The sequence below is a fragment of the Domibacillus indicus genome (assembly GCF_023715895.1).
In the GTDB taxonomy this organism is placed as follows: Bacteria; Bacillota; Bacilli; order Bacillales; family Domibacillaceae; genus Domibacillus; species Domibacillus indicus_A.
On sequence record NZ_JAMBOO010000001.1, the window covers coordinates 319,069 to 339,870 of the forward strand.

A 20,802-nucleotide genomic window follows, 5' to 3' on the forward strand; every position below is an offset into this window, starting at 1 on the left:
GGATTACATTAGGAGATGACTTCAATTTCTGTTCTTACTGTATCTTCTTCGCCCGGCATCAGGATACGCAATCCTGTTTCTTCAGGTGAAAGGTTCATATTAAACGCATTGGTGATGCATGTGTAAGGCTCTGGGCAGACAAAACCTTCCTTTCCATTTCCATTGTAGATGACCCAGTGTTTAAAGGCGGAGTCCGTTCGATATGTAACCGTACAGCCTGTTTCCCTGTTATGCATAACGGCCTCGTTTCCTTCGTCAAAAGCTGCATATGCATCATCGAGCGGCATGGCCTGCAAACTGATTTCTTTCATCGGTTCCCCCGACACCTGCTCTCCTGTAGGAATCGCTTCTTCCGTCAGCAGCCACTGGCTTTTTTTCGTTAAGGAAAAAGAAGAATGCTTTTCATCAAATAAAAAAGAAGTGTGGTAGCCGATTCCCCATGGGAATGGTTCGTCACCGCTGTTTTTAACGGTCGCTGTTTGGCGTAAAACCGCTCCGTCAAGCTCGTATGTTAATTGGATAGATGCCCCTTTATAGATCGCAGGCTGGTCAAGCTGAATCATCGTCTGGATAGTCACAACACCTTGTTCTTCTTTTTCATTCATAACCTGCCAAGGCTGGTCGTATACAAAACCATGAATGTGATGCTTGTCAATTTCATTGATTGGAAAATGGTGCGTGATGCCGTTAAATATAAACGTACCGTTTTCAATTCGATTCGGCGGAAATAAAACCGGGATGCCATTGAGCATCGGGTTTTCAGTTAATGCCTCGAACGAATCCGGCTTCACGAGCAATTCTTTTCCCGTTTTCTTATCGATTAATGAAATCACATTGCTCCCAAATGACGGGATCATGAGAAGTTGAAGGTAATCGTTGGATGCTTGAATGGCTTCTTTTCCATCAAAAAGTACATGTTTAATCATGGTTACTCTCCTTTGCGCGCGACATCGCTGCCAGACCCTTTTGTTAACGATTTGCCCATTTCATAAGTTTTATAAACGTACTCTACAGGAAATCGCAAAATTCCGATGTTGAAACAGGCAGTCTGGCCCATCAGCCGCTGTGAAGCTTCAGCATTACCGATCTTCAATCACAATATACGCGGCTTTAACAGGACCATGCACACCCACAACGAGGTTCATTTCAATATCAGCAGAGTTACTTGGACCGGTAATAAAATTGATGCATGACGAAATCGTCTCACCCGCCTGCACACGCCGGGAAATTTCCCGGGCTGCCTGCGTCATACGCGGTACAATCGTACTTTTCGGCACGAGGGCAATATAGTTGCGCGGAAGAAGGCTGACCGTGCGCCCTTTTCCAGCACCGGAAAACAGGACGACCGTACCGGATTCAGCAAGGGTGATATCGCTGAAAGTAATACCAATGTTCGCTCGCTCTGCCTGGGCGATATTTTCCCGGCCACGGGCAGCATCCCATTCGTTTACTTCCACATTACGCGATGGCCACGTTTCTTTCAGCAGCCCATCCAGGCCAAACTCCGCAAAGCGCGGGTCTTTCCAAAGAGATATCGGTCCGCCGCCGTATAAATGAACAGCCGCTTCCAATACTTCCGCCAGCTTGCTGCTGGTCGTTTCAATCAATTCAGTATGAATCAGCCGGCACTGGTCACGCAGCACATTCATTAATTCGTCCGGCGTTTTATCTGTCAGTGTTTTATCCTGCGGACGAAACTGCCAGTTTCGCTCCGGCTTTACACTTGTATTACGGCTGCGGCCAAGCTGCCTGGCCACGTTGTTTAAAAAAGATTCACGTTGATGGATCATTGTCCGCCACCCCCTTTTTCGTGCTGTTTAAACCAGTCACGGAAGCGCTCCTTATTTGGCGCCGGAAATTCCCGGATTTCTGTCCATGCTTTTAATGGTCCCGGCCCGCTTGAAATGCGGTCATTTTTCGTAAACGGCTTCATCATCGCCGCCGCCATTTTCGAGCCTGCTGCATACATAGGATTTGAAGCGGCTCCAAGCCCAAACGCTTTCATCGCAAGCTTTTCAGAAATAGGTGCGCGTCCTTCTCTTTCTACAATCACCTGCCGATGCTTGTGCAGCAGTTCATGCAGCGGAATTTTCACCGGGCAGGCGTCCGTGCAGGCCGCACAAAGCGTCGAGGCATAAGGAAGATCTTTAAAGTCATCATAGCCGCCAAGGAGCGGTGTGAGCACGGCTCCAATCGGCCCCGGATAAATCGAATTGTAGGAGTGGCCGCCAATATGACGGTATACCGGACAGACGTTAATGCAGGCCGCACAGCGGATACACTGCAGAACGGACTGAAATTCCGTGCCTAAAATCTTAGAACGCCCGTTATCCACGATTACAAGATGAAATTCTTCCGGTCCATCCACATCCCCTTTTTCGCGAGGACCGGTAAGCGCTGTGATATAGCTCGTTAATTTCTGTCCGACCGCACTGCGCGTCAAGAGGCCCACAAGCACTTCAAATTCTTCAAACGTTGGTACAATTCGTTCCATGCCCATCACAGCAATTTGCGTTTTGGGCAGGTCCGACACAAGCCCTGCGTTCCCTTCGTTCGTCACAAGACCTACAGATCCAGATTCCGCAATGGCGAAGTTACAGCCGGTAATGCCGATGTCGGCTGTTAAAAACTCCTGGCGCAGCGTTTCACGCGCATGCAATGCCAGTTCTTCCGGTTTAGAAGTCATCTTATAATCTAGCTTGTCAGAAAACACATCCCGAATCTGCTCTTTGTTTTTATGGAGTGCCGGCGCAACGATGTGAGAAGGTGGATCATGTTCATCCAGCTGCAGGATATACTCGCCAAGATCTGTCTCAATCACTTTGCAGCCTTCCTCTTCCAGCACTTGATTTAAACTGATTTCTTCTGTAACCATTGATTTAGCCTTCAGAATTTTTTTGCCGCCATTCGCGTTTACGACTTCACGGATATACCCAGTCGCTTCGTCTGCCGTTTCGGCAAAAAACACATGCCCCCCGCGCTTTTGAAGGTTTTCGGCCAGCTCGTGCAAATAATAATCCAGGTTATTTAATACATGCTGACGTATTTCCTCTCCGTGCGACCGCCATTCTTCCCAGTTTCCAAGCTCTTCCGCTGCATCAAGGCGGCGTGTACGGAGGCGTTCCTGGGCGCCCGCTACCGCACCACGCATAAAGGTATCTTCCATATTTTTGTTGACGTTTTCTTTAAATTTGCCTTCTCCGATTTTCATTGCCATGTTGTTTCCCCCCTCACCGGCTGTTTAACACTTCCGCGATATGCATCACGCGGATTGGTTTTCCTCTTCGTTCTATACGTCCACCAATATTCATCAGGCAGCCGCCATCGGCTCCAATTAAAAAGTCGGCTCCTGTTTGCTCGGCCGAGTCGACTTTTTCATCGACCATCTGCTCCGAAATATTACCCATCTTCACAGAAAACGTGCCGCCAAAGCCGCAGCAGTTATGTGCGTTTGGCAGCGGCTCAAACCGAAGCCCTTCCACATTTTGAAGCAAGGTCATCGGCGCATCTTTTACGCCAAGAAGCCGTGTCATATGGCAGGACGGGTGATAGGTCGCCACCCCGTTTAGCTTTGCACCTACGTTTTCCACGCCTAATACATGGACGATAAATTCAGTCAGCTCATAGGTTTTTGCGGCCAATCGTTCCGCGCGCGGACGCCAGATGGGATCATCATGAAAAATATGCTGGTATTCTTTAAACATCGTGGCACACGATCCGGACGGAGTTACAACGACCTCCGCGTTTTCAAATGTCGCAATCATTTTTTTCATCGCATCTTTTGACTCTTCTACATAACCCGAGTTGTAGGCCGGCTGCCCGCAGCAAACCTGCCCCATTGGAAATTCGATATCACAGCCGAGGCGCTCCAGTACTTCCACTGTTGCCTTGCCTACATCGGCTTGAAACATATCAATGATACATGTGATAAAAAGCGTAACCTTCATGTTGCTCACCTCATAAAAGTAAGGTCATCTGATGACCTGTACAATTTGTTTGTTTAAATGATACTACAAACGCTTACAAAATTCCAAATAATTTTTTCTATAGAAAAAAACCAGTGAAATTCCACTGGCTTCAGATGGTTTTTAATGGGTGTCCATATAGTTGCGAAGAACGATTTCAACGTAGTCTAAGTGAGTGTGCATTGCTTTTCTTGCCTGTTTTGCATCTCCACTTTCAATCGCCTGTAAAATCGTTTCATGCTGGACGTTCAGCTGATCCACTGTCGCCATTTTCCCATACAAACAAAGGCGCCTTGTTTCACGCATTGACTCTGCTGTTATATCCGAAACATGGTGCATAAGGCTTGCAAGAAGGTTGTTTCCAGCTGCCTCTGCGATAGCCAAATGAAAGGCAAGGTCCGCTTTCTCACCGAGCTCAGGATCGGCAGAATATTTCACCATATCCATTACAGCCTGTTTCATTGCGTTTAAGTCGTCCTGTGTACGCCGTTCGGCGGCTGACGCAACGATGCCGGTTTCCAGGATTTTGCGTACCTCCATTAAATTCTTTAAATCATCGCTGTTCATCAGAAGAGCGCTTTGCAGCGGAAAAGCAATACCTTCAGCTTCAAATGACTTTACATATGTGCCTTCACCCTGGCGCATTTCAATGAGCCCCATTGCGCGAAGGGATGTGAGCGCTTCACGAATGGCGGAACGGCCAACTTGAAAGCTTTCAGCGAGTTGTTGAACGGAATCGAGCTTTTCACCTGGCTTTAATTCGCCTGAGCGAATGGAAGCCAGCAGCGTTTCCGCCACTTCTTCATATATTTTTTTAGGTTTAATTTGCTTATACTTCAATGTCTGCTTCACCTCTTTTTTTTATTATATACCGAACAATCAAAAAATTTTTATTGATTTTTCGAAAACAATTAATCTATAATCTAAACAGGTCATCAGATGACCTAATCATCAATGATTTTGAAATCGCTTACTTAAAAGGGGGAAAGAATAAGTTTCGTTTAAATTTACAATAACTTTCATTTGAATGTTCTTGCAATGCCCTTAAATTGGCCAGAGAATCAGGCTGTGCCAGCAAGCAATCATCGTGATAACCATGAATGCCATGTTCGTTTTAGGGACGGATGGCCCTATTGTTGCCGATGCTGCCTTGGCTGAACTTATTACAGCATTAAAAATTATAGTTATTGTATCCGGCCCTGTACTAATTTCAAGTACTGTAAAAGAAAGCGTTGTCATTAATATGCTTGCAGGATAGCTGAATCACCTTCATTTTCTAAGAGTAATGCTTCTTTCTTTTATTGTATAAGCCAACTCAGTTTCTTGGATTTATAAACGATTTTATTTTTTGAACTAATTAGCAGATTAATTTGAAAATGAGGTGTTATTTATGACGTGGACACAAAACTTTACGCCTATTGGAGGCAGTTTATTTTGGTCTTCTGTAGTAGCTTTAATCCCTATTTTGTATTTTTTCTGGGCTCTGGCCATTAAACGTATGAAAGGGTATGTAGCTGGTGTTACGACATTGCTTGTTGCGCTGGTCGTGGCGATATTTGTATATGGAATGCCAGCCGGCACAGCTATCATGTCTGCAAGCCAGGGCGCGGTTTACGGGGTGTTGCCAATCGGCTGGATTATCATCACTTCTGTTTTTCTTTACAAATTAACTGTAAAGACCGGTCAGTTTGATATCGTTCGTAATTCTGTTCTTTCTATTACAGAAGATCGCCGTTTACAAGCCCTTTTAGTAGCCTTCTCATTCGGAGCCTTTCTTGAAGGAGCAGCAGGTTTTGGTGCACCGGTTGCCATTTCAGCCGCATTGCTTGTAGGTCTTGGATTTAATCCTTTATACGCAGCTGGTATTTGTTTATTAGCGAACACCGCACCGGTCGCCTTTGGCGCCATCGGTATTCCGATTACAGCGATGGAAGGACCAACAGGTGTTCCGGCAATGGAGATCTCCAAAATGGTTGGCCGCCAGTTGCCATTCATATCTGTTTTTATTCCGTTCTATTTAGTTATGATTATGTCTGGTTTTAAGAAAACAATTGAAGTAATGCCTGCTATTTTAGTTTCAGGTATATCCTTTGCAGTAACACAGTACCTAAGCTCAAACTTTTTAGGGCCTGAGCTTCCAGATATTTTATCTGCACTTGTTTCTTTATTTGCTTTAGCAGTTTTCTTGAAATTCTGGAAACCAAAAACGATTTTCCGTTTCAAATCTGAAAGTGATGCTGAAGTCGCAGCTACAACTGAAGCTGCGCCCAAGAAATATACAAGTGGTGAAATATTTAAAGCCTGGTCCCCATTTTTAATTTTAACAGCTTTTATCTGCGTATGGGGGATTCCACAAATCAAAAGCGCTTTAACTGGTCACTATGAAGGAACAAACGGCATTTTGAAAGCGATTAATTCTATTGGCCATCCATTAACACTTATGCCCGAAGTTCCGGGCTTAAATAACCTGATTCTAAATGGAAACAATGAACCAATTCCTGCTGTATACAAGCTGGAATTGCTGGGTGCGGCAGGTACAGCTATTCTTTTATCAGCTATTGTAACGAAATTTATCGTAAAGATTTCATGGAAAGAATGGGTCAAATCGTTCGGTGAAGTTTGTAATGAATTAAAATTCCCGATCCTAACGATTATGGCGGTAGTGGGCTTCGCTTACGTGACAAACTCCTCGGGCATGAGTACGACACTAGGAATGTTATTGGCTAAAACAGGAGCGTTATTCCCATTCTTCTCTCCTGTATTAGGCTGGCTCGGTGTATTTATTACGGGTTCTGATACCTCAGCAAACTTATTATTCGGTAACTTACAAAAGATCACTGCAACATCAATTGGAATGGATCCACTTCTTGCACTTGCAGCGAACTCTTCAGGCGGTGTAACAGGGAAAATGATTTCTCCTCAATCTATTGCGGTAGCTTGTGCGGCTGTAGGATTGGCAGGCAAGGAATCCGACTTATTCCGCTTTACCGTAAAACATAGTCTGTTCCTGCTTCTTATCGTTTGTATTCTAACATATCTGCAATCTAACGTATTATCGTGGATGATTCCATAATTTCATTTTCATTCATTATGATCTAAGCCACTCTATTCGTTGCCTTTTACATGAATAGAGTGGCCTTTTCTTTAGGACATACTTTTCTTCATATTATTATTTATTCAGCCATTCTTCTTTCAGCTGTTCTGCCTGGTATGATAAATTCAGCTTTGCTCTCTCCGTTTCTTCTTGTTCAAGGATAGACTTAAACTTGTCCAAGAAGGCCATCGCCTGTTTACTGTTCCCTTTTTCTGCTTGATGCAAAGCTTGCTTGAGAGCATTATCCAGCTTCTGCCCGGCTGGATGGGAAAGCTCTTCCGCTTCAATATAATCATCAAGTAAGTTCTGAAGGGTCTCGGCTGTCCCCGGCGTATGGTATTCCGGCTTCGGTACAGAAGACCAATCCGTATCCGATGCAAAGTAAAAGCCTGTGTACGCCGGCTGATTGTAGACGATGTTTTGTCCGGCAATGCCTGTTCTGTATTGCGTATCGTGCATCAGCGTATACATTTTCCGGTCTGTTTGCTCGGTGCTTGTGAATATGCGAATTGCACTGCTGTCCGCGGTCCGCAGCATCAGTTCCTCACGCCAGTCGCCAAATACATCTACTACAAGAGATGGATTTCCTTTTGTACCGTTATTCGTACGCGTATTTTCCGCCAGCAGCTTTCTTCCTTCCAGCCAGTCATCGATGCTTGGCGTACCTTCCCCTGATCCATTTATAATTTGCGTTGTCATATCGGGCGCCCATTTAATGTTCATATTTGTGCCGGGAATTTTTGTGCCGATTTGCTCGCCCTGGGCGGTCCGCAGGTCTACTGCCCATGTTTCCAGCCCTCTTTTGGATGGATCAATGTCTCCCACCATGCCTCGTCCCGTGTCTTTGCCGGTATAAGCACCGTAAATGACCCGGCCGGTTTTCGCATCCCGCATCGCATAACCGTATGGAGCATAAGCGGCGCCTTCATGCACCATGAAGATTTCCAGTCCTTCACGGTCCGGATCTATATCCGTTACATGAATCGCATCACCATGGCCAAGCTTCGCGGTGGTTCCTGGCGCAGCGCTTTGTGCCGGCATTGTATCTGTGGAGCTGTAAAGCAGACTGCCGTCATGATCAACCGTTGCCGATCCGTACACGATTTCCTGCTTCCCATCTCCGTCTACATCTGCTGTACTTAAGAAATGGGCACCCTGGTTGGCAAGTGCGCCTAGGGCCGGATCTTCACCGCTTGTTCCATGCGGACTGTCGTTAAAAGGATTTTTCATCGGTGTCCAGCCGCTGTCTGCTGCCCATACTTCACGCAGCTTTTCCCCGTCCCAATCATAGGAAACAAGTGCCGCACGTGTATAATAGCCGCGCGCAAAAACGGCCGATGATGTTTTACCGTTTAAGTATGCGACTCCTGCAAGAAACCGGTCCACCCGATTGCCCGGTTCAATCCGGCTCATGGCATAATCTCCCCACATCAGTCCATCGTCATGACGGCTGACTCCATACGGAATGGTTTCCATCTCGGCACCGGTCTCCCCGTTAAATACCGTCATATATTCAGGGCCGCTTACAATCAAACCTTCGAAATTCCGTAAATTATTACGTGTACTTCTTGCCGGAGCATACACATCCATAAAGTAGTCAGCTAATTTTTGAGCGTCTTCTCGAGACAACGGATACGTATATTGCGCCTCAATGCCAAAGCTTTCTTCCAGTGTTTTCGGCCAGCTGCCATTTACAACTTCTTCATGCTTATGCCAATTGATAAACATCTCGACAACGTGATTATAGTAATCTTTTTTGCTCATTCGATAGTCATCCGTATGGGCATAACCTGCTTCTATATCTTCCTTTGGCATCGTAATATATTTTTGGGATATCACATCGCCTTTGTCGTTATAACGAATAATTTTGGTGCCTGGTGCCGTTTTAAACATTGATTCCGCTTTGCCGTCCCCGTCAAAGTCGTACACGAGAAATTGAGTATAGTGTGCACCCGAGCGAATATTGACGCCAAGGTCAATCCGGTATAAAAGCTTGCCTTCAAACGTATAACAGTCAATGTAGGTATTGCCTGTGTAGCCAATCTGCGACACATCTTTTGAATTAGACGGGTCCCATTTGACGAAAAATTCATAGCGGCCGTCTCCATCTACATCACCGACACTCATGTCGTTCGCTGAATACGTATACCGTTCTCCGGCTGGTGTAACACCGTCTGCCGGCTTTTGCAGTTTTAAATCATAGTATTGCTGCTTCCAGGGCTGTACTGTATCACTTTGATTTAATTCTTTGCCGTTTTTAACTGCGCGGACAAAATAGGAAGCATTGGCTGTACCAGCTGGATCAACAAAATTGGTACTGTCTTGAACAGCTGCGATTTTTTGTCCATTCTTATAAACGTGAAAGTCCACACCTGTCATGCCTGTTTCGGCGTACCCATCCACTTCGTTTCCGAGGAGCCGCCAGCTAAGAAAAACACCGCTTGATGTTGGAACAGCCTGCAGCCCTCTATCTAGAGCTTCGAGCTGTACGGCTGCGGGAGGCTGTGTTGTTTCTTCCGGTGCTGCCTGAGCCGCTCCTGTCCATGAAGAAAGAAGCAGCGGCAGCGCTGCAATAGGGGCGATCATTTTCGATTTAATATACATAAACTTTTCCACCACCTTTTTTGCAGGCGTTTTTAAAATCTTCCCTCAGTATAAGTTGTTTATTTAAGCCTTAACAGATAAAAAGCAGATGAAATTGTTTAAAAAACCGGGAGACTTCTTTACAGGAAAATCATTTTTAATTATGAGTTGACAGATTTGGAAACACCGGTTAAGATAATACTTGTAACCGGTAATGATAATCATTATCAATTTAGCTTTACCCCACCGATTCATTGTGCATTGTTTGGCGGTCCGAATGCCCATCCGGACCGCCCCCTTTTTTTGTTCTTTTTTAATAAAATGTAAAAACTTTGTAAAGGCCTTCCCAGCCTGTTTTATCCCTTCCTCCATCTGGGAAGTAGATGACTGGTTTTCATTCTATTTTTTTCAAGGAGGAGTTCGGCATGGATTCTATGCTGAAAAAGAAGTTTGCGGCCGGCGGAATGACCATGTTTTTAATGATGGGCGCTTTAGCAGGCTGCGGCGGTTCTGAGGAAGAAACGGATACTGATACAGACACCGAGGAAATGGAAACAGAAGAAACAGAGATGGAAGATGAAGAAGAAAGCAATTAACGTAAATAAAAGCCCGGACTTCTATCTGGTCCGGGTTTGACTGTGTGTTTGGAATTTTCCTCGAAAATAAACGGGTAATCCAATGCTATACGTATGTTATTTTAAATGGTTTCATTTCAACATAAAAAATGGGCAGCCATTACGGCTGCCCGTTTTGCTTATTTTCCAACTCCAAGATACGTAAGTGCCTGCGGAAGGCCGTGAAATGTTTCAAGCCGGCTGAAATCCAAACCTAACTGAATTGCTGTCTGTGCTGTTTCCGGCCGCATGCCGGATACAACCGTTTGAATACCAAGGAGCTGCAGCGACTGGGTTAAGCCAAACAATTGATTGGCCACAAAGGTGTCAATCACTTTCATGCCGGAAAAGTCTATCACCAAATGCCCTACTTGCTGTTTGGCACATTTTACGGGGATGGATTCCAGCAAAGACTTCGCTCTTTTTTCATCCATCGCACCGATCAAAGGCAAAATAGCAATTCTTTTGGAAACCGGGATCACCGGCGCATCTATCTCCTCAATCAGCTGCTCCTGGCCCTGCAGACGGCTGCGGGTTAAATAATAGTAACGGGTAGAAAACTCAATGACCAACGTATCTAAAATGGAATGATATACAGCACTCCAGTTTAAAATATCTTTCTTATCGACGTCTTCTTTCTCTAAACTGTATTGTGTGATAAAGTCCCAGATGAGGTTTCTTGTTTTGTTAAGCGCCGCAATGACTTCATAAATGGGTGTGTCCCACTCAAGGCGGGTGTTCACCACAATCTCGGTCCATTCCTTCAAATTTTGTTCAAACAATGTTTGATCCGGCAAAAAACCGCTTGCGATCGTATGAATGGTAAAAAGATGCTGTTCTTTTAATTCTTTTTGAATCACAGAGCCGGCATTTTTTGCGTAAACAGACCTATCTGTTTTTTGTCTGGCTTCAAACCATTTTTTGCTTATATCAGCCGCATTCAAACGGATTGCTTCATAAAGAGCCTGGTCTTTTTTCTCCAATTCTTTTTCCTCCATCGCCATGTTCTTTCTTCTTATTTATTATACCGCTTTCCCCACTCAAAGAAACGATAAAACCAAGTCAAAAAAAGACGGATGCGGATGCTCATATGCTATACTGAAACAAGAGAGGCGGATGAACATGGAAATCACCATTACACCGGCTGCGGTCGAAAAAATACATGTACTAAAAAACCGGGAGAACGGTATATTAAAGCTAAAATGGGATACAGAAGGAAACGGATGTGTGCTAAACGGCATTCCAACGCTTTGGTATGTGGATGAAGCTGATTCAGATCACGACGTGCTGCTTCAAACAAATGCGATGCCGATTTTAGTGGAAAAGCCGAAGATGGTTTTTTACGACGAAGCTGTTAAAATTGATTTTTCTCAGGAAGCCAACACATTTCAGCTGAAAAGCGCAAATCAAATGCTGAACGGCAGAATGGCTTTTCGCAATAAATAAAAAAAGCGGCTGCTTCGGCAGGCCGCTTTTTATTTTGCTTGTTTGAGGGTCACGACGACGATTTCTGGACGGTTAAAGATACGCTGTGGAGCCAGACTGTTGCCCAGCCCCCGATTGACCACCATTGTAGAAGAGCCAAGCATATGGGCGCCGGCCGTATAAGAAGGAAAAAAACCCTGCCCCGGGGCAAATAAGCCGCCTACAAAAGGCAGCCGCACCTGGCCGCCGTGCGCATGCCCTGTAAAAATCAAGTCCATTCGAGCCCCAGCATAAAAAGAAAAAAGCTCAGGACGATGGGAAAGCAAAACGGTATACTGATCCCGCTGTTTAATGCTCTGTTTTGCTTGCTGTATGGCTTCACTCGTTTCAATCCTAGTCGGATCATCAATCCCCACAAGATTGATCGCTTCTCCGCCCCGCTGGATAACCATACTTTCATTTTGAAGTACGTGAACCCCCATTTTTTGCAGCCGATCTTTTTTTGCTGCAAAGTCCCCTTCCTCATGATTACCGGTAACAAAATAAACGGGTGCAATGTTGACCATTTTCTTCATCAAATCGTAGCCCGCTGCTTCGCCGCCCCGCCTGAGATCAATTAAGTCGCCTGTATATACAATGATATCCGGTTTTTCCCGTTTCACCTTTTCGGCAAGCACTTGCTGATGTTCTCCAAATGATTTGCTGTGCAGGTCTGACAACTGTACAATCCGGTATCCACTAAAGGCAGCTGGAATTTTTTCCGATTGTACTTGTAGTGCCGTAACAGTTAAGACATTATTTTGTATGTAGAAAAACAGCCCCAGCAGGACGAGAAAAAGAAACAAAAGAATAAGACGCTTGCTATTTCGCCGCTTCACGTTCGTCTCTCTCCTTCCATTCTTCCTCCAGCAGGCTCATTTCCCAGAGACTCCAATATTCCTGCCCGAACTTGCGTACATCGCGAAGCAGCCCTTCTTTTTGAAAGCCCACTTTTTCATAGCAGGCAATCGCTGCTTGATTAAAATCAAAGACTCCAAGACTGACACGATGCATTTTAAAGGTACAAAAAGCAAGCTCGACTGCTGCTTCAATCAAGCTGGCACCGAGGCCACGGCCGCGCATAGATTCGTCACCGATCAGAACTTTTCCAATCCGCGCAGAGTCATTGCGCCGGTCGAGTTTTAATGAAAGATGTCCAACCACCTTCCCCGTTTTCTGCTCAACGGCCTTGAAAACAAAGGTATCTGCGGTTGGCTGATTGGCTTCTTTTATGTATTGTTCAAGCTGATAAACATGAAGCGGAAACTCAAAAGAAGAACCCGCCCACTGAATCATAAAAGCCTCACTTGGAATCCATTGCATCAGTGTTCCGAAATCTTCCCGTGTAAAATGCGCAAGTTCAATCATTTAATGCCCCCTGTCCACCACATACTCCAATCTGTCATCATCGTAACCCAATCATAGAATGGACGTTTAAAGCCAAATGCTCCTCAAAATGCAGAGAATGAAAAAAGCGGGCTTCCCAGCAAAGCCCGCCTTTTCACCTACAATACACGCTTAATTGACTTAATCGTTTCAGAGTGAAGCCCCTCATGGTAAAGACTGTATGTCAGCATTTCTTCAACAGACAAAAGTGTTAAGCCGGCTGAGGTGGTAAATGGCTCAGCAAGCGGATGTGGCAGGCGGTGTGCTGTCTGCCGCTTGATGCGTTCTGTCTGATCTTTTAAAAGCGCACGCAGTTCATCCATTTTCGGCACTCCGCCCTGCCAGTCGGCTGGCTTTGTACCGCGTCCAAACCAGCTGTTAAACTCATCCGGCATCATCATTTTATCACCGGTAAAATGGAAGCCGAACCGCTCTTGTACCAAATAAATGTGTCCGAGATTCCACTTAATATTGTTATTGAATCCAACTGGCACAAGATGCGAGGTTTCTTCATCAATTCCTTCTACTTCTTTGAGTGTCAGCGTTCGAACAAATGCTAACTGGTTCAATAAAAAATGACCCATGCCCATTTCTCCTTTTTACTGCTGTTTTATTTTTTACGCGGAATGAGGAAAGCTTTATCTACCCGTTCATAGCCCTGCTTCGGATAAAAACCGATCGCTTCCGGCGCGGACAGGAGCACAAGCGCCACTTCATCGCTCAGCTCCGCTTTTACTTGTTTTAAAAGCGCCGCACCGATTCCCTGTCCTTGATGCTCTTTTTTAACGGCCAAATCAGAAATATAAGCACAATACGAAAAATCCGTAAGTACACGCGCGATTCCAATCAGTTCCTGCTCCTGCCATGCTTCGGCTATCAGATCCGCATGGTCAATCATTTTCTGCAGACGAAGCAGATCGTCTGCCGGGCGGCGAATACCAGAGGATTGAAAAACCTCGGCCAGCTGAGCAGCCATAATGCCCGTGTTCAGTCGATATGTAACCATGTTAAAAGCCTTCCTTCCCGCCTTCGTCATCTTTTCTTGTTCTACATTATAATCTTTTATACACGTTTTTCCAATTAAAAGAAAAAAGCTGTCTCGTATAAAGACAGCTTCAGACTGTAGACAAACTATATGGATGACCGTGCACATGAATGGGATGGATCGGCGGCGTCCAGGTTGTATAGGGCTAATAAGGTCGTATTTTTCTTTTTAAAAAAGAAAAAATGTCTATTCGGTCCTTGCTTATGGATCTTTCACACCACTTAGTGAAGCCTGGCGGACGAAGACTCCTGCGGGAAGTACAGTGAGTCGGGAGACCCCGCAGGCACAGCCGAGGAGGCTCCCGCACTGCCCGCGGAACGCGAAGTCCGGCAGGCTTCACTTATCGGCTCTTTCTTAATAGCGAAAGACTTTGTCTACACACTGAGACTGCCGACTTTGTCGACAGCCTCAGCTTTTTTACATCGTCTGTTCTGCTTTTTCTAATAGATTTGTAGTCAGCTTTGACAAGCCCTCGGTTGTCTGGCTGACTTCCTGTATGGAAAGAACAATTTGATCCAGATCTTCTTTGTTGCGGCCAAACATCGTTAAGTAATTTTCCATTTCCATTTTAACTGTTGCCAGGCCGCCCTTTACTTGCTGCAGCTTCAACTGCGACTGTTCGTTTGATTGATTCACGTCTTCCATCTCACTGACAAGCCGGGTAATATTCATGTTGTTTTGAACGATTAATTCGTTGATGCTGCTGCTCATTACTTTTGAATGTTCGGCAAGCTTGCGCACTTCACTGGCAACAACGGAGAACCCTTTGCCATGCTCTCCTGCACGCGCAGCTTCAATGGATGCATTCAGCGCAAGCAAATTGGTTTGATCGGCAATGTCCTCTATCCCTTTTGTAATGCCAATGATTTCTTCTGAAGCTTGTTTTAATTCACTAATCCCCGTTAGGGAAGCACTTACTTTCTTTGTTGACTGCTTAAACTGCCCTTCCATCTCTTCCATCTGCTTTTCGTTCTGAAGTGTTAAACCGACCAGGTTTTTACTATTTTTTTCGGTTTGGTCTGTTTCCTTTAACACCTGCGCAGCCCGGGAGCTTGTATCCAAAATGGCTGCTTCTGTTTGTTCAACCGATGCCGCTACTTCCTGGCTGACTGAAACAATCTCCTGCTGCAGTATGTGTTTCGCCTCGGTTGCCCGGTGTACTTCATCCATCCGCACATTCATGTAGTGATCAATGACCATTTGAGCATCCAAGTTCATGGCGTGTGTAATCGCTTGAATCGTTTGAGACAACACTTCCGGCTCGTGCTGATAATGCTCAACGATTTTAGGAATGATTAACGTGCTGAACGCGGAGTAAGAAGCAATAAACCATGTAACCGGGACTGAAAACCGGCTGTGAGTCTGCCCCATCTGCTTGCGCATGTTTAAAATTAAAAATGACTCATCGATTTTGCCGGTCAGCAGGCTGCCAAAGTAATCGCCAAACACCCGTTTTAACCGTTCCCGGCTTGAATGATCCTGTGCAATTTTAGCCATTTCCGGGCTTTTCACCAAATGATCAAGTACATTTTCCAGTACGTCATCCAAAATAGCGTTCATAACCGGAGCCATTTGTCTGAGCATATCCACCTGCTCCTGCGTATAGCCCATATAGTAAAGGCGACGAGCTAAACGATCATCGGGCGAGACGGCAATCCTCGACTTGTCTGGAAATTGTACAGACGCTTTAAACTCTTTTACTTGTTTATCTTTAAGGAAAGGAAACATCGTGATCCTCCATATTCTATAAGGTACGTTTTCTTTTTATTATGGAGGATCGCGATAGGTCTTTTCAAGTACAAGTGTGCTCCAGATAAGTCTTTTGACACCCATCATCCTGTATATGCATTCAGGAATTTATTCCTCTTTTTTCTTCCATAGAGCAGATTTCACTTCTCCTTCAACAAAAGAAGGAGCTTTAATGCCAAGAAGGTTATACACATTCGGAGCTAGATCGAGCGTGGATACTTTCCCAATCGTGCTTCCTTCTTTAAATAAAGGCCCTGTTGCCATAAAGACGGGGCGCAAATCCTGTTTGGTCGAGTTTCCACCGTGTGTGCCTAATTCAACTGATGGCTTGCTGAAACGGCTCGTACCGTTTGCCATCATGTATCCCGGTGCACCAATCAACAAAATATCTCCAGCATGAGCATGGCCAAGCGGTTTTTTCTCCATATCCTCAGATGACAGAACCGTTTCATATGGATGAATCGTTTCTTTTAAACCCGCTTCCCATATTCCTTTCATACTTGCTTCCGGCAGCTTTGACAGCTCTTCTTTTTCTTTGCCGGAAAGAACAGCTTCAAAGCCGAGCTCCAGCATATCATTTCGATTTTTCTGCTTTATTTCTGCTGTCTTGAATGCGTTGATGGCCTGGCGCTTCACATCGTCAAACTCATCTTTTTCTACAATGCCTTTTTTCTCGGTTGCTTTGGCATTAATATATACATGGGCAGCTGAGCCGCTCGGTACGGCATATGCTTTCGTTTTGGAGTAATCAATCGTGCCGTCTTCGTTTGTTTTAAGAAGGCCCGCTTTCTTCAGTACGGCATTCGGCTCAAGCATCGTGTGTGCCGCTTCCATTCCATGATCTGATACGACAAATAAATGGTCATTGTCATCCATGGCTTCCACTGTTTTGCCAACTGTATCATCTGCCAGCTGATACGCCCATTTGATATACGCTTCATAACGGTCTGCTTTTTTCTTCGTATAACCCGGCTGGCGCGGATCCGTCAGCGTATATTTATGCTCCTCATGATCAATCTGGGGACCATAAAAAAACAGTGCATCAGGCTTATACGTGTCTTTTATATAAAGAGACACATCGGTGATCCATGTATCGAACCGGGCACTGATTTGCTCATATTCTTCGCGGGTAATCCATTTTTTCTTCAACGCATCATCCTCAGACTCAACGGGAAAAAAGCCAAACTGCTCTGTAATGCCGGCTTCAAATCCGGCCGGTCCGCTAAACAGGCCGGATGTAACGGCTGTTTTAAAAAACGGTACCGGCTCTGTTAAATCCGTTGTTTCTCCTTTTACCTTGAAGGTAAAGCCGGCATGCTCCCCTTTGTCCATTGTCAGCGGGACTGTGCCCCATTCATCGCGCTTTGCACGTCCGTCTTCTGCGTTTATCTGCTTGTCCTCAGAAACGGTAAACTGATCGTAGTTTACACGTCCGTCATCCGTTGTATCGACTGCGAGAACAAACAATGTTCGGTTTTTAGCCCTTTTCAGCTTCAGCGGCAGGGCAGCTTCCTGCGGCGGACTAAAACTTTTTGGTGCCCCTTTCCAGCCCGGTGCCTCCTTGAACGAAAGCTCGTTTAAGCTGGCTTTTGCCCAGGTATCTCCATAGAAAACAGAGTAATCCGCCGTCTGGTTTTTCGTTTCTGGATTGGCTCCTGGAAATGCGACGGTCGCCGTTGTTTTCCCCTGCCGGCTTGCTTCGCTCCAAATCGGGGATACATGAATGGTTGTATGAAAGGCATCGTCTTTATTATTGAACTTTTTTTCGGGATCGTGGAACTGATTGCTGACAATGCCTGTTTTATCCGGAGTGGCGCCCGTTGAGAGAGCGGCATGAGATGGGGCCGTTAAGGACGGTACAATCGTTTCCGGCTTCTTTGCCCACACTCCTTTTTCGATCAGCGCCTCCATATTTGGCAGGTCACCCGCTTTTATGTATTTTTCCGTTAAATCCTGACGCATGCCATCAAAAGAAATCACGATGATATCCTGGTCTTTTGATTGGGTCCCTGTTTTTGCCTGAGCCGAAAAAGGATTCAGGCAAATCGACAGCCCGGCCGCTAACAGCAACAACTTCTTCATTTTTCCAGCCTCTTTTCTCTTCAAAAGTACGGTGTTCTTTACCCGAAAAGAAGGAGAAATAGGCCTGTTTCTTTTTGGCAGCTTCATCTTTCCGAAAGAGGTTCTATTTTTTATTGGAGCGGGTATACTGAAAATACTTTTATTCTACGAAGAAAGGTTTGATACGCATGTTTGTTAAAACTGTTTACATAAGAAGCTTTACCCCGCAAACGGCTGTTCCACTTGTTCATTTAGCCAGCCAGTTCGTATCCGATATTTATCTTCATTATCAAAACCGGCACGTCAATATGAAATCGATTATGGGAGTGCTGGCACTTGGTTCACCCAATGGGGAAATGACACTTACAGCTAAAGGAATCGATGAATACGAGGCCATTAAAGCCATCGGAACAGCACTTGAACAAACAGAAACACGCCCCGCTTCATAGCAGGGCGCGTATTTTATGGGAAGATGGAATTGTATCAACCCGTCCTAACACCCTGACTCGTTTTTCTGTTTACCAGCGGAGCCCGCGGATAAAAGCAGAGAGCTCCTCCTTGGCTGAATCAGAAATGGCCCATGAATGGATTTCTTCTTCAATTTGGGACAAAGTCGTGTATTCTTTTACAAATCCATTGAGGCGGGCGGTCAAAGTTGAATCGGTAAAAGAAGCGGGTGTGGTAAATACAGAGGCGAGTTTTTCCGCTGCCCGCTTAAATCGTTTTAAATGATACTTTTGATGCCGCTCTTCTGCAGGCGTAAAAACGGAAAACGGCTGAATCTCTGTTTCAATCTGTTCATTTCTTTTCATTTCAAGCTCACGCTTGACCTGCTCAATGGCCTGCCTTTGTTCATCATTGTGATAAAAAAGAATCGACATGTACTGGCGGTCTTTGTATTCTGTCCGGTTTGTTGACGTATGATTCGCCCAAAAGATATGAAGAATTTCTTTAAAAGAGAGGATATCCGGATCAAATTCAATCTGTACCGTCTCTGTGTGATCTCCCATTTGCCGGTAGACCGGATTACTTGTTGTACCACCCGCAAAGCCGGTTTTTGTCCGAATCACACCGGGCAGGGCACCAAAACGAGCGTCCGGGCTCCAAAAACAGCCCATGCCAAATGTAGCGGTTTGACGGTTTGACATGTGCGCCTGCCAGTTTGCTTCAATTTCTGCAATGGTATGCATGATTTCCCTCCTATACATATGAATCAAAACGAAATAAACTCCGGGCAGCTGAGGCCCGGAGCCGTTAGTCTTCAATGGCAACTGTAAAAGCGCCTGTTTCTTCAGCAGTAATGACCGCTTGTTTTTGTTTTCCCTTATGATCTACGCTGTACGTTTGAATTAACGCGTTCAGCTTAGCTGAATCGGTATCAAGGCTTGTATCAGCAGGCTTTGCATCCATTGGCAGAAATCGCTTCGCCAGCTCTACCGCTGCCTGCGTACCCATCGGTATCGAACTTGACAGCTTATGTACGTTTTTTTCTTCATCGATCCAGCACGTTAACTTGGCATTGATGCCGGGAACTTCAAATAAGATCATTTCATTGGTTGATTCGGGCGACGGCTGGCCGCATACATTCACAAATGCCTGAAGGGAGTCTCCTACTTTTGGATATCCATGATGCATGTAAATCACTCCTTTGACTAGATGGTCTGCTCTTTGGCTTTACCCTTATCTTCATCCACTGAAACGCCTGTGCCACCTAAGTGGAATCCTTCCAAAAGCGATATCATTTGCTACCGCTTTTTCTGCATGTTTCTCCCCTGCAAAACAAATAGTATAAGCAAACAGAAGAGGTGGTGAAAAAACATGGCAAACAATAACCGGCAACAGCTTCTTGTCCCTGGGGCAGAACAAGTTTTGGAACAATTTAAATACGAAATTGCCAGCGAATTTGGTATCACGCTTGGAGCAGATACTACTTCGCGGGCAAACGGCTCAACAGGGGGCGAAATCACGAAACGACTAGTCCGCCTTGCTCAGCAAGAGCTTCAAGGTTAATTTTTCTTACGCATGCATCCTGCAAAATTGAAACGGAAAACCAGTTTGGTTTTTGACGCTTTATTTTCAGGGGCATGCGTCCTTATTCTTCCTCTTCTCCCCAAATTGATACATACTGCTGCTCTATTTGGAATGCACGCTCGTTCCATTTTAACACGTTTTGCACATAACCAAGGCGATCTGCATTGTAACGTCCGGCAATGCCCTGCCATGTATTTAACTCATACACGCCGTTACGGTCAAAATCAATCGGATAAAGCCCTGAAAGCGGTGAGACCCATCCTTCGACCGGCTGCTTTAATGTGCCGTCCAGGTTGTAGATTTCGTTCAAGTAATCAGGCCCTTTCGTTGTCAGGTCTAAGATATACCGTTTTGCCGGCTGCCTGCTTGTTACTTCTGCTTTATAATTATTTTGGTACCGGACAGTGTATTGTGTTTGCTTGTTAAACAGAGCTGTGTCAAAAATCAAATAAAAACGCCCGCCATCATAAGAATATACATAAGCGTAAACAGTGCCGCCGCTCCCGCCTGTATCGGTCACCACCAAAATATCTTTTACTCCATTACCGGTAAAATCGCCGAGAAATACTGTTGGATTGTAGCCTGTATTTTCAGGCAGCAAAAGCCGGAAAGAACCGCCTGTACGCCTGTCCTGAACAACGAGTGTAATCTGCTGCAAAAATGAACTGCCGGCCGTTTGAACGGCTGTTAAGTACACAATATCCGGCACCCGGTCTCCCGTAACATCTCCATGGTGCACTTGAATGACTTGTTTTTCGTCCATTAGGGCGCTCCTCTCCGCTGTTTGAAACCTCTTACCATTCGTATGCA

The 20,802-nt window shown here is 45.3% G+C and carries 22 protein-coding genes; 6 read left to right on the forward strand and 16 right to left on the reverse strand.

Annotated elements, in window-relative coordinates:
• Nucleotides 1-8: 8 nt before the first annotated feature.
• The 5 genes from M3221_RS01730 to M3221_RS01750 form a co-directional block, all read right to left on the reverse strand.
• Complete coding sequence (locus M3221_RS01730; protein WP_251269809.1) at nt 9-926, reverse strand: aldose 1-epimerase; 918 nt, start codon at nt 924-926, stop codon at nt 9-11.
• A 153-nt stretch (nt 927-1,079) separates the two neighbouring features.
• Complete coding sequence (locus M3221_RS01735) at nt 1,080-1,790, reverse strand: LutC/YkgG family protein (RefSeq protein WP_251269810.1); 711 nt, start codon at nt 1,788-1,790, stop codon at nt 1,080-1,082.
• Nucleotides 1,787-3,217 carry a LutB/LldF family L-lactate oxidation iron-sulfur protein gene (locus M3221_RS01740; protein ID WP_251269811.1) on the reverse strand — a complete coding sequence of 477 codons (1,431 nt, stop codon included), beginning with the start codon at nt 3,215-3,217 and terminating at the stop codon, nt 1,787-1,789. The genes M3221_RS01735 and M3221_RS01740 overlap by 4 nt, the downstream gene beginning before the upstream one ends.
• Before the next feature lie 13 nt (nt 3,218-3,230).
• The gene (locus tag M3221_RS01745; RefSeq protein ID WP_251269812.1) at nt 3,231-3,947 is read right to left on the reverse strand and encodes a (Fe-S)-binding protein; all 717 of its coding nucleotides are present in this window, start codon (nt 3,945-3,947) and stop codon (nt 3,231-3,233) included.
• A gap of 141 nt (nt 3,948-4,088) precedes the next feature.
• Nucleotides 4,089-4,805, reverse strand: a complete 717-nt coding sequence (locus M3221_RS01750) for a FadR/GntR family transcriptional regulator (RefSeq protein WP_285878561.1) — start codon at nt 4,803-4,805, stop codon at nt 4,089-4,091.
• A 247-nt stretch (nt 4,806-5,052) separates the two neighbouring features.
• Between M3221_RS01750 and M3221_RS01755 the strand changes: the two genes are divergently transcribed.
• A complete protein-coding gene (locus M3221_RS01755) occupies nt 5,053-5,223 on the forward strand; it encodes a hypothetical protein (RefSeq protein ID WP_251269813.1) in 171 nt (56 codons plus the stop codon).
• Between the two features lie 132 nt (nt 5,224-5,355).
• A complete protein-coding gene (locus M3221_RS01760) occupies nt 5,356-7,038 on the forward strand; it encodes an L-lactate permease (protein WP_251269815.1) in 1,683 nt (560 codons plus the stop codon).
• Between the two features lie 96 nt (nt 7,039-7,134).
• Here M3221_RS01760 and M3221_RS01765 read toward each other — a convergent pair whose 3' ends face one another.
• The gene (locus M3221_RS01765) at nt 7,135-9,663 is read right to left on the reverse strand and encodes a rhamnogalacturonan lyase (protein ID WP_251269816.1); all 2,529 of its coding nucleotides are present in this window, start codon (nt 9,661-9,663) and stop codon (nt 7,135-7,137) included.
• A 404-nt stretch (nt 9,664-10,067) separates the two neighbouring features.
• Between M3221_RS01765 and M3221_RS01770 the strand changes: the two genes are divergently transcribed.
• Nucleotides 10,068-10,238, forward strand: a complete 171-nt coding sequence (locus tag M3221_RS01770; RefSeq protein ID WP_251269817.1) for a hypothetical protein — start codon at nt 10,068-10,070, stop codon at nt 10,236-10,238.
• A 158-nt stretch (nt 10,239-10,396) separates the two neighbouring features.
• Here the strand turns inward: M3221_RS01770 and M3221_RS01775 are convergent, their stop codons facing one another.
• Nucleotides 10,397-11,260 (reverse strand): STAS domain-containing protein, encoded by an 864-nt coding sequence (locus M3221_RS01775; RefSeq protein ID WP_251269818.1) that lies wholly within the window; start codon nt 11,258-11,260, stop codon nt 10,397-10,399.
• A 118-nt stretch (nt 11,261-11,378) separates the two neighbouring features.
• On the opposite strand from M3221_RS01775, the gene M3221_RS01780 reads away from it, so the two are divergent.
• Entirely contained in the window at nt 11,379-11,702 is a 324-nt protein-coding gene (locus tag M3221_RS01780; protein ID WP_251269819.1) for an iron-sulfur cluster biosynthesis family protein, read from the forward strand.
• 29 nt (nt 11,703-11,731) lie between these two features.
• Here the strand turns inward: M3221_RS01780 and M3221_RS01785 are convergent, their stop codons facing one another.
• From M3221_RS01785 to M3221_RS01810, 6 genes are all read right to left on the reverse strand, one after another.
• Nucleotides 11,732-12,559: a metallophosphoesterase gene (locus M3221_RS01785; RefSeq protein ID WP_251269821.1), complete on the reverse strand. Its 828-nt coding sequence runs from the start codon at nt 12,557-12,559 to the stop codon at nt 11,732-11,734.
• Nucleotides 12,543-13,088 (reverse strand): GNAT family N-acetyltransferase, encoded by a 546-nt coding sequence (locus M3221_RS01790; RefSeq protein WP_251269822.1) that lies wholly within the window; start codon nt 13,086-13,088, stop codon nt 12,543-12,545. Before M3221_RS01790 ends, M3221_RS01785 begins: the two co-directional genes overlap by 17 nt.
• 137 nt (nt 13,089-13,225) lie before the next feature.
• Complete coding sequence (locus M3221_RS01795) at nt 13,226-13,690, reverse strand: DinB family protein (RefSeq protein ID WP_251269824.1); 465 nt, start codon at nt 13,688-13,690, stop codon at nt 13,226-13,228.
• Nucleotides 13,691-13,716: 26 nt separating this feature from the next.
• Nucleotides 13,717-14,112 carry a GNAT family N-acetyltransferase gene (locus M3221_RS01800; RefSeq protein ID WP_251269825.1) on the reverse strand — a complete coding sequence of 132 codons (396 nt, stop codon included), beginning with the start codon at nt 14,110-14,112 and terminating at the stop codon, nt 13,717-13,719.
• Nucleotides 14,113-14,568: 456 nt separating this feature from the next.
• Nucleotides 14,569-15,879: a globin-coupled sensor protein gene (locus M3221_RS01805; RefSeq protein ID WP_251269826.1), complete on the reverse strand. Its 1,311-nt coding sequence runs from the start codon at nt 15,877-15,879 to the stop codon at nt 14,569-14,571.
• A 129-nt stretch (nt 15,880-16,008) separates the two neighbouring features.
• On the reverse strand, nt 16,009-17,982 hold the full coding sequence (locus M3221_RS01810; protein WP_251269827.1) for an alkaline phosphatase family protein: 1,974 nt from the start codon (nt 17,980-17,982) through the stop codon (nt 16,009-16,011).
• Nucleotides 17,983-18,149: 167 nt separating this feature from the next.
• Between M3221_RS01810 and M3221_RS01815 the strand changes: the two genes are divergently transcribed.
• Nucleotides 18,150-18,410 (forward strand): HPr family phosphocarrier protein, encoded by a 261-nt coding sequence (locus M3221_RS01815; protein ID WP_251269829.1) that lies wholly within the window; start codon nt 18,150-18,152, stop codon nt 18,408-18,410.
• A 69-nt stretch (nt 18,411-18,479) separates the two neighbouring features.
• On the opposite strand, the gene msrA is transcribed toward M3221_RS01815, so the two are convergent.
• Both msrA and M3221_RS01825 read right to left on the reverse strand, forming a co-directional pair.
• A complete protein-coding gene (gene msrA / locus M3221_RS01820; RefSeq protein ID WP_251269831.1) occupies nt 18,480-19,151 on the reverse strand; it encodes a peptide-methionine (S)-S-oxide reductase MsrA in 672 nt (223 codons plus the stop codon).
• Between the two features lie 64 nt (nt 19,152-19,215).
• The gene (locus M3221_RS01825) at nt 19,216-19,596 is read right to left on the reverse strand and encodes a hypothetical protein (protein ID WP_251269833.1); all 381 of its coding nucleotides are present in this window, start codon (nt 19,594-19,596) and stop codon (nt 19,216-19,218) included.
• A gap of 183 nt (nt 19,597-19,779) precedes the next feature.
• On the opposite strand from M3221_RS01825, the gene M3221_RS01830 reads away from it, so the two are divergent.
• Nucleotides 19,780-19,971 (forward strand): alpha/beta-type small acid-soluble spore protein, encoded by a 192-nt coding sequence (locus M3221_RS01830; protein WP_242234101.1) that lies wholly within the window; start codon nt 19,780-19,782, stop codon nt 19,969-19,971.
• A gap of 82 nt (nt 19,972-20,053) precedes the next feature.
• Here the strand turns inward: M3221_RS01830 and M3221_RS01835 are convergent, their stop codons facing one another.
• The gene (locus M3221_RS01835) at nt 20,054-20,755 is read right to left on the reverse strand and encodes a hypothetical protein (protein WP_251269834.1); all 702 of its coding nucleotides are present in this window, start codon (nt 20,753-20,755) and stop codon (nt 20,054-20,056) included.
• Between the last annotated feature and the right edge of the window lie 47 nt (nt 20,756-20,802).

Coding starts and splice junctions, on each gene's coding strand:
- M3221_RS01730 (WP_251269809.1), bottom strand. CDS start 926: ATGATTAAACATGTACTTTTTGATGGAAAAGAAGCCATTCAAGCATCC.
- M3221_RS01735 (WP_251269810.1), bottom strand. CDS start 1,790: ATGATCCATCAACGTGAATCTTTTTTAAACAACGTGGCCAGGCAGCTT.
- M3221_RS01740 (WP_251269811.1), bottom strand. CDS start 3,217: ATGGCAATGAAAATCGGAGAAGGCAAATTTAAAGAAAACGTCAACAAA.
- M3221_RS01745 (WP_251269812.1), bottom strand. CDS start 3,947: ATGAAGGTTACGCTTTTTATCACATGTATCATTGATATGTTTCAAGCC.
- M3221_RS01760 (WP_251269815.1), top strand. CDS start 5,356: ATGACGTGGACACAAAACTTTACGCCTATTGGAGGCAGTTTATTTTGG.
- M3221_RS01765 (WP_251269816.1), bottom strand. CDS start 9,663: ATGTATATTAAATCGAAAATGATCGCCCCTATTGCAGCGCTGCCGCTG.
- M3221_RS01770 (WP_251269817.1), top strand. CDS start 10,068: ATGGATTCTATGCTGAAAAAGAAGTTTGCGGCCGGCGGAATGACCATG.
- M3221_RS01775 (WP_251269818.1), bottom strand. CDS start 11,260: ATGGCGATGGAGGAAAAAGAATTGGAGAAAAAAGACCAGGCTCTTTAT.
- M3221_RS01780 (WP_251269819.1), top strand. CDS start 11,379: ATGGAAATCACCATTACACCGGCTGCGGTCGAAAAAATACATGTACTA.
- M3221_RS01790 (WP_251269822.1), bottom strand. CDS start 13,088: ATGATTGAACTTGCGCATTTTACACGGGAAGATTTCGGAACACTGATG.
- M3221_RS01795 (WP_251269824.1), bottom strand. CDS start 13,690: ATGGGTCATTTTTTATTGAACCAGTTAGCATTTGTTCGAACGCTGACA.
- M3221_RS01800 (WP_251269825.1), bottom strand. CDS start 14,112: ATGGTTACATATCGACTGAACACGGGCATTATGGCTGCTCAGCTGGCC.
- M3221_RS01805 (WP_251269826.1), bottom strand. CDS start 15,879: ATGTTTCCTTTCCTTAAAGATAAACAAGTAAAAGAGTTTAAAGCGTCT.
- M3221_RS01810 (WP_251269827.1), bottom strand. CDS start 17,982: ATGAAGAAGTTGTTGCTGTTAGCGGCCGGGCTGTCGATTTGCCTGAAT.
- M3221_RS01815 (WP_251269829.1), top strand. CDS start 18,150: ATGTTTGTTAAAACTGTTTACATAAGAAGCTTTACCCCGCAAACGGCT.
- msrA (WP_251269831.1), bottom strand. CDS start 19,151: ATGCATACCATTGCAGAAATTGAAGCAAACTGGCAGGCGCACATGTCA.
- M3221_RS01825 (WP_251269833.1), bottom strand. CDS start 19,596: ATGCATCATGGATATCCAAAAGTAGGAGACTCCCTTCAGGCATTTGTG.
- M3221_RS01830 (WP_242234101.1), top strand. CDS start 19,780: ATGGCAAACAATAACCGGCAACAGCTTCTTGTCCCTGGGGCAGAACAA.
- M3221_RS01835 (WP_251269834.1), bottom strand. CDS start 20,755: ATGGACGAAAAACAAGTCATTCAAGTGCACCATGGAGATGTTACGGGA.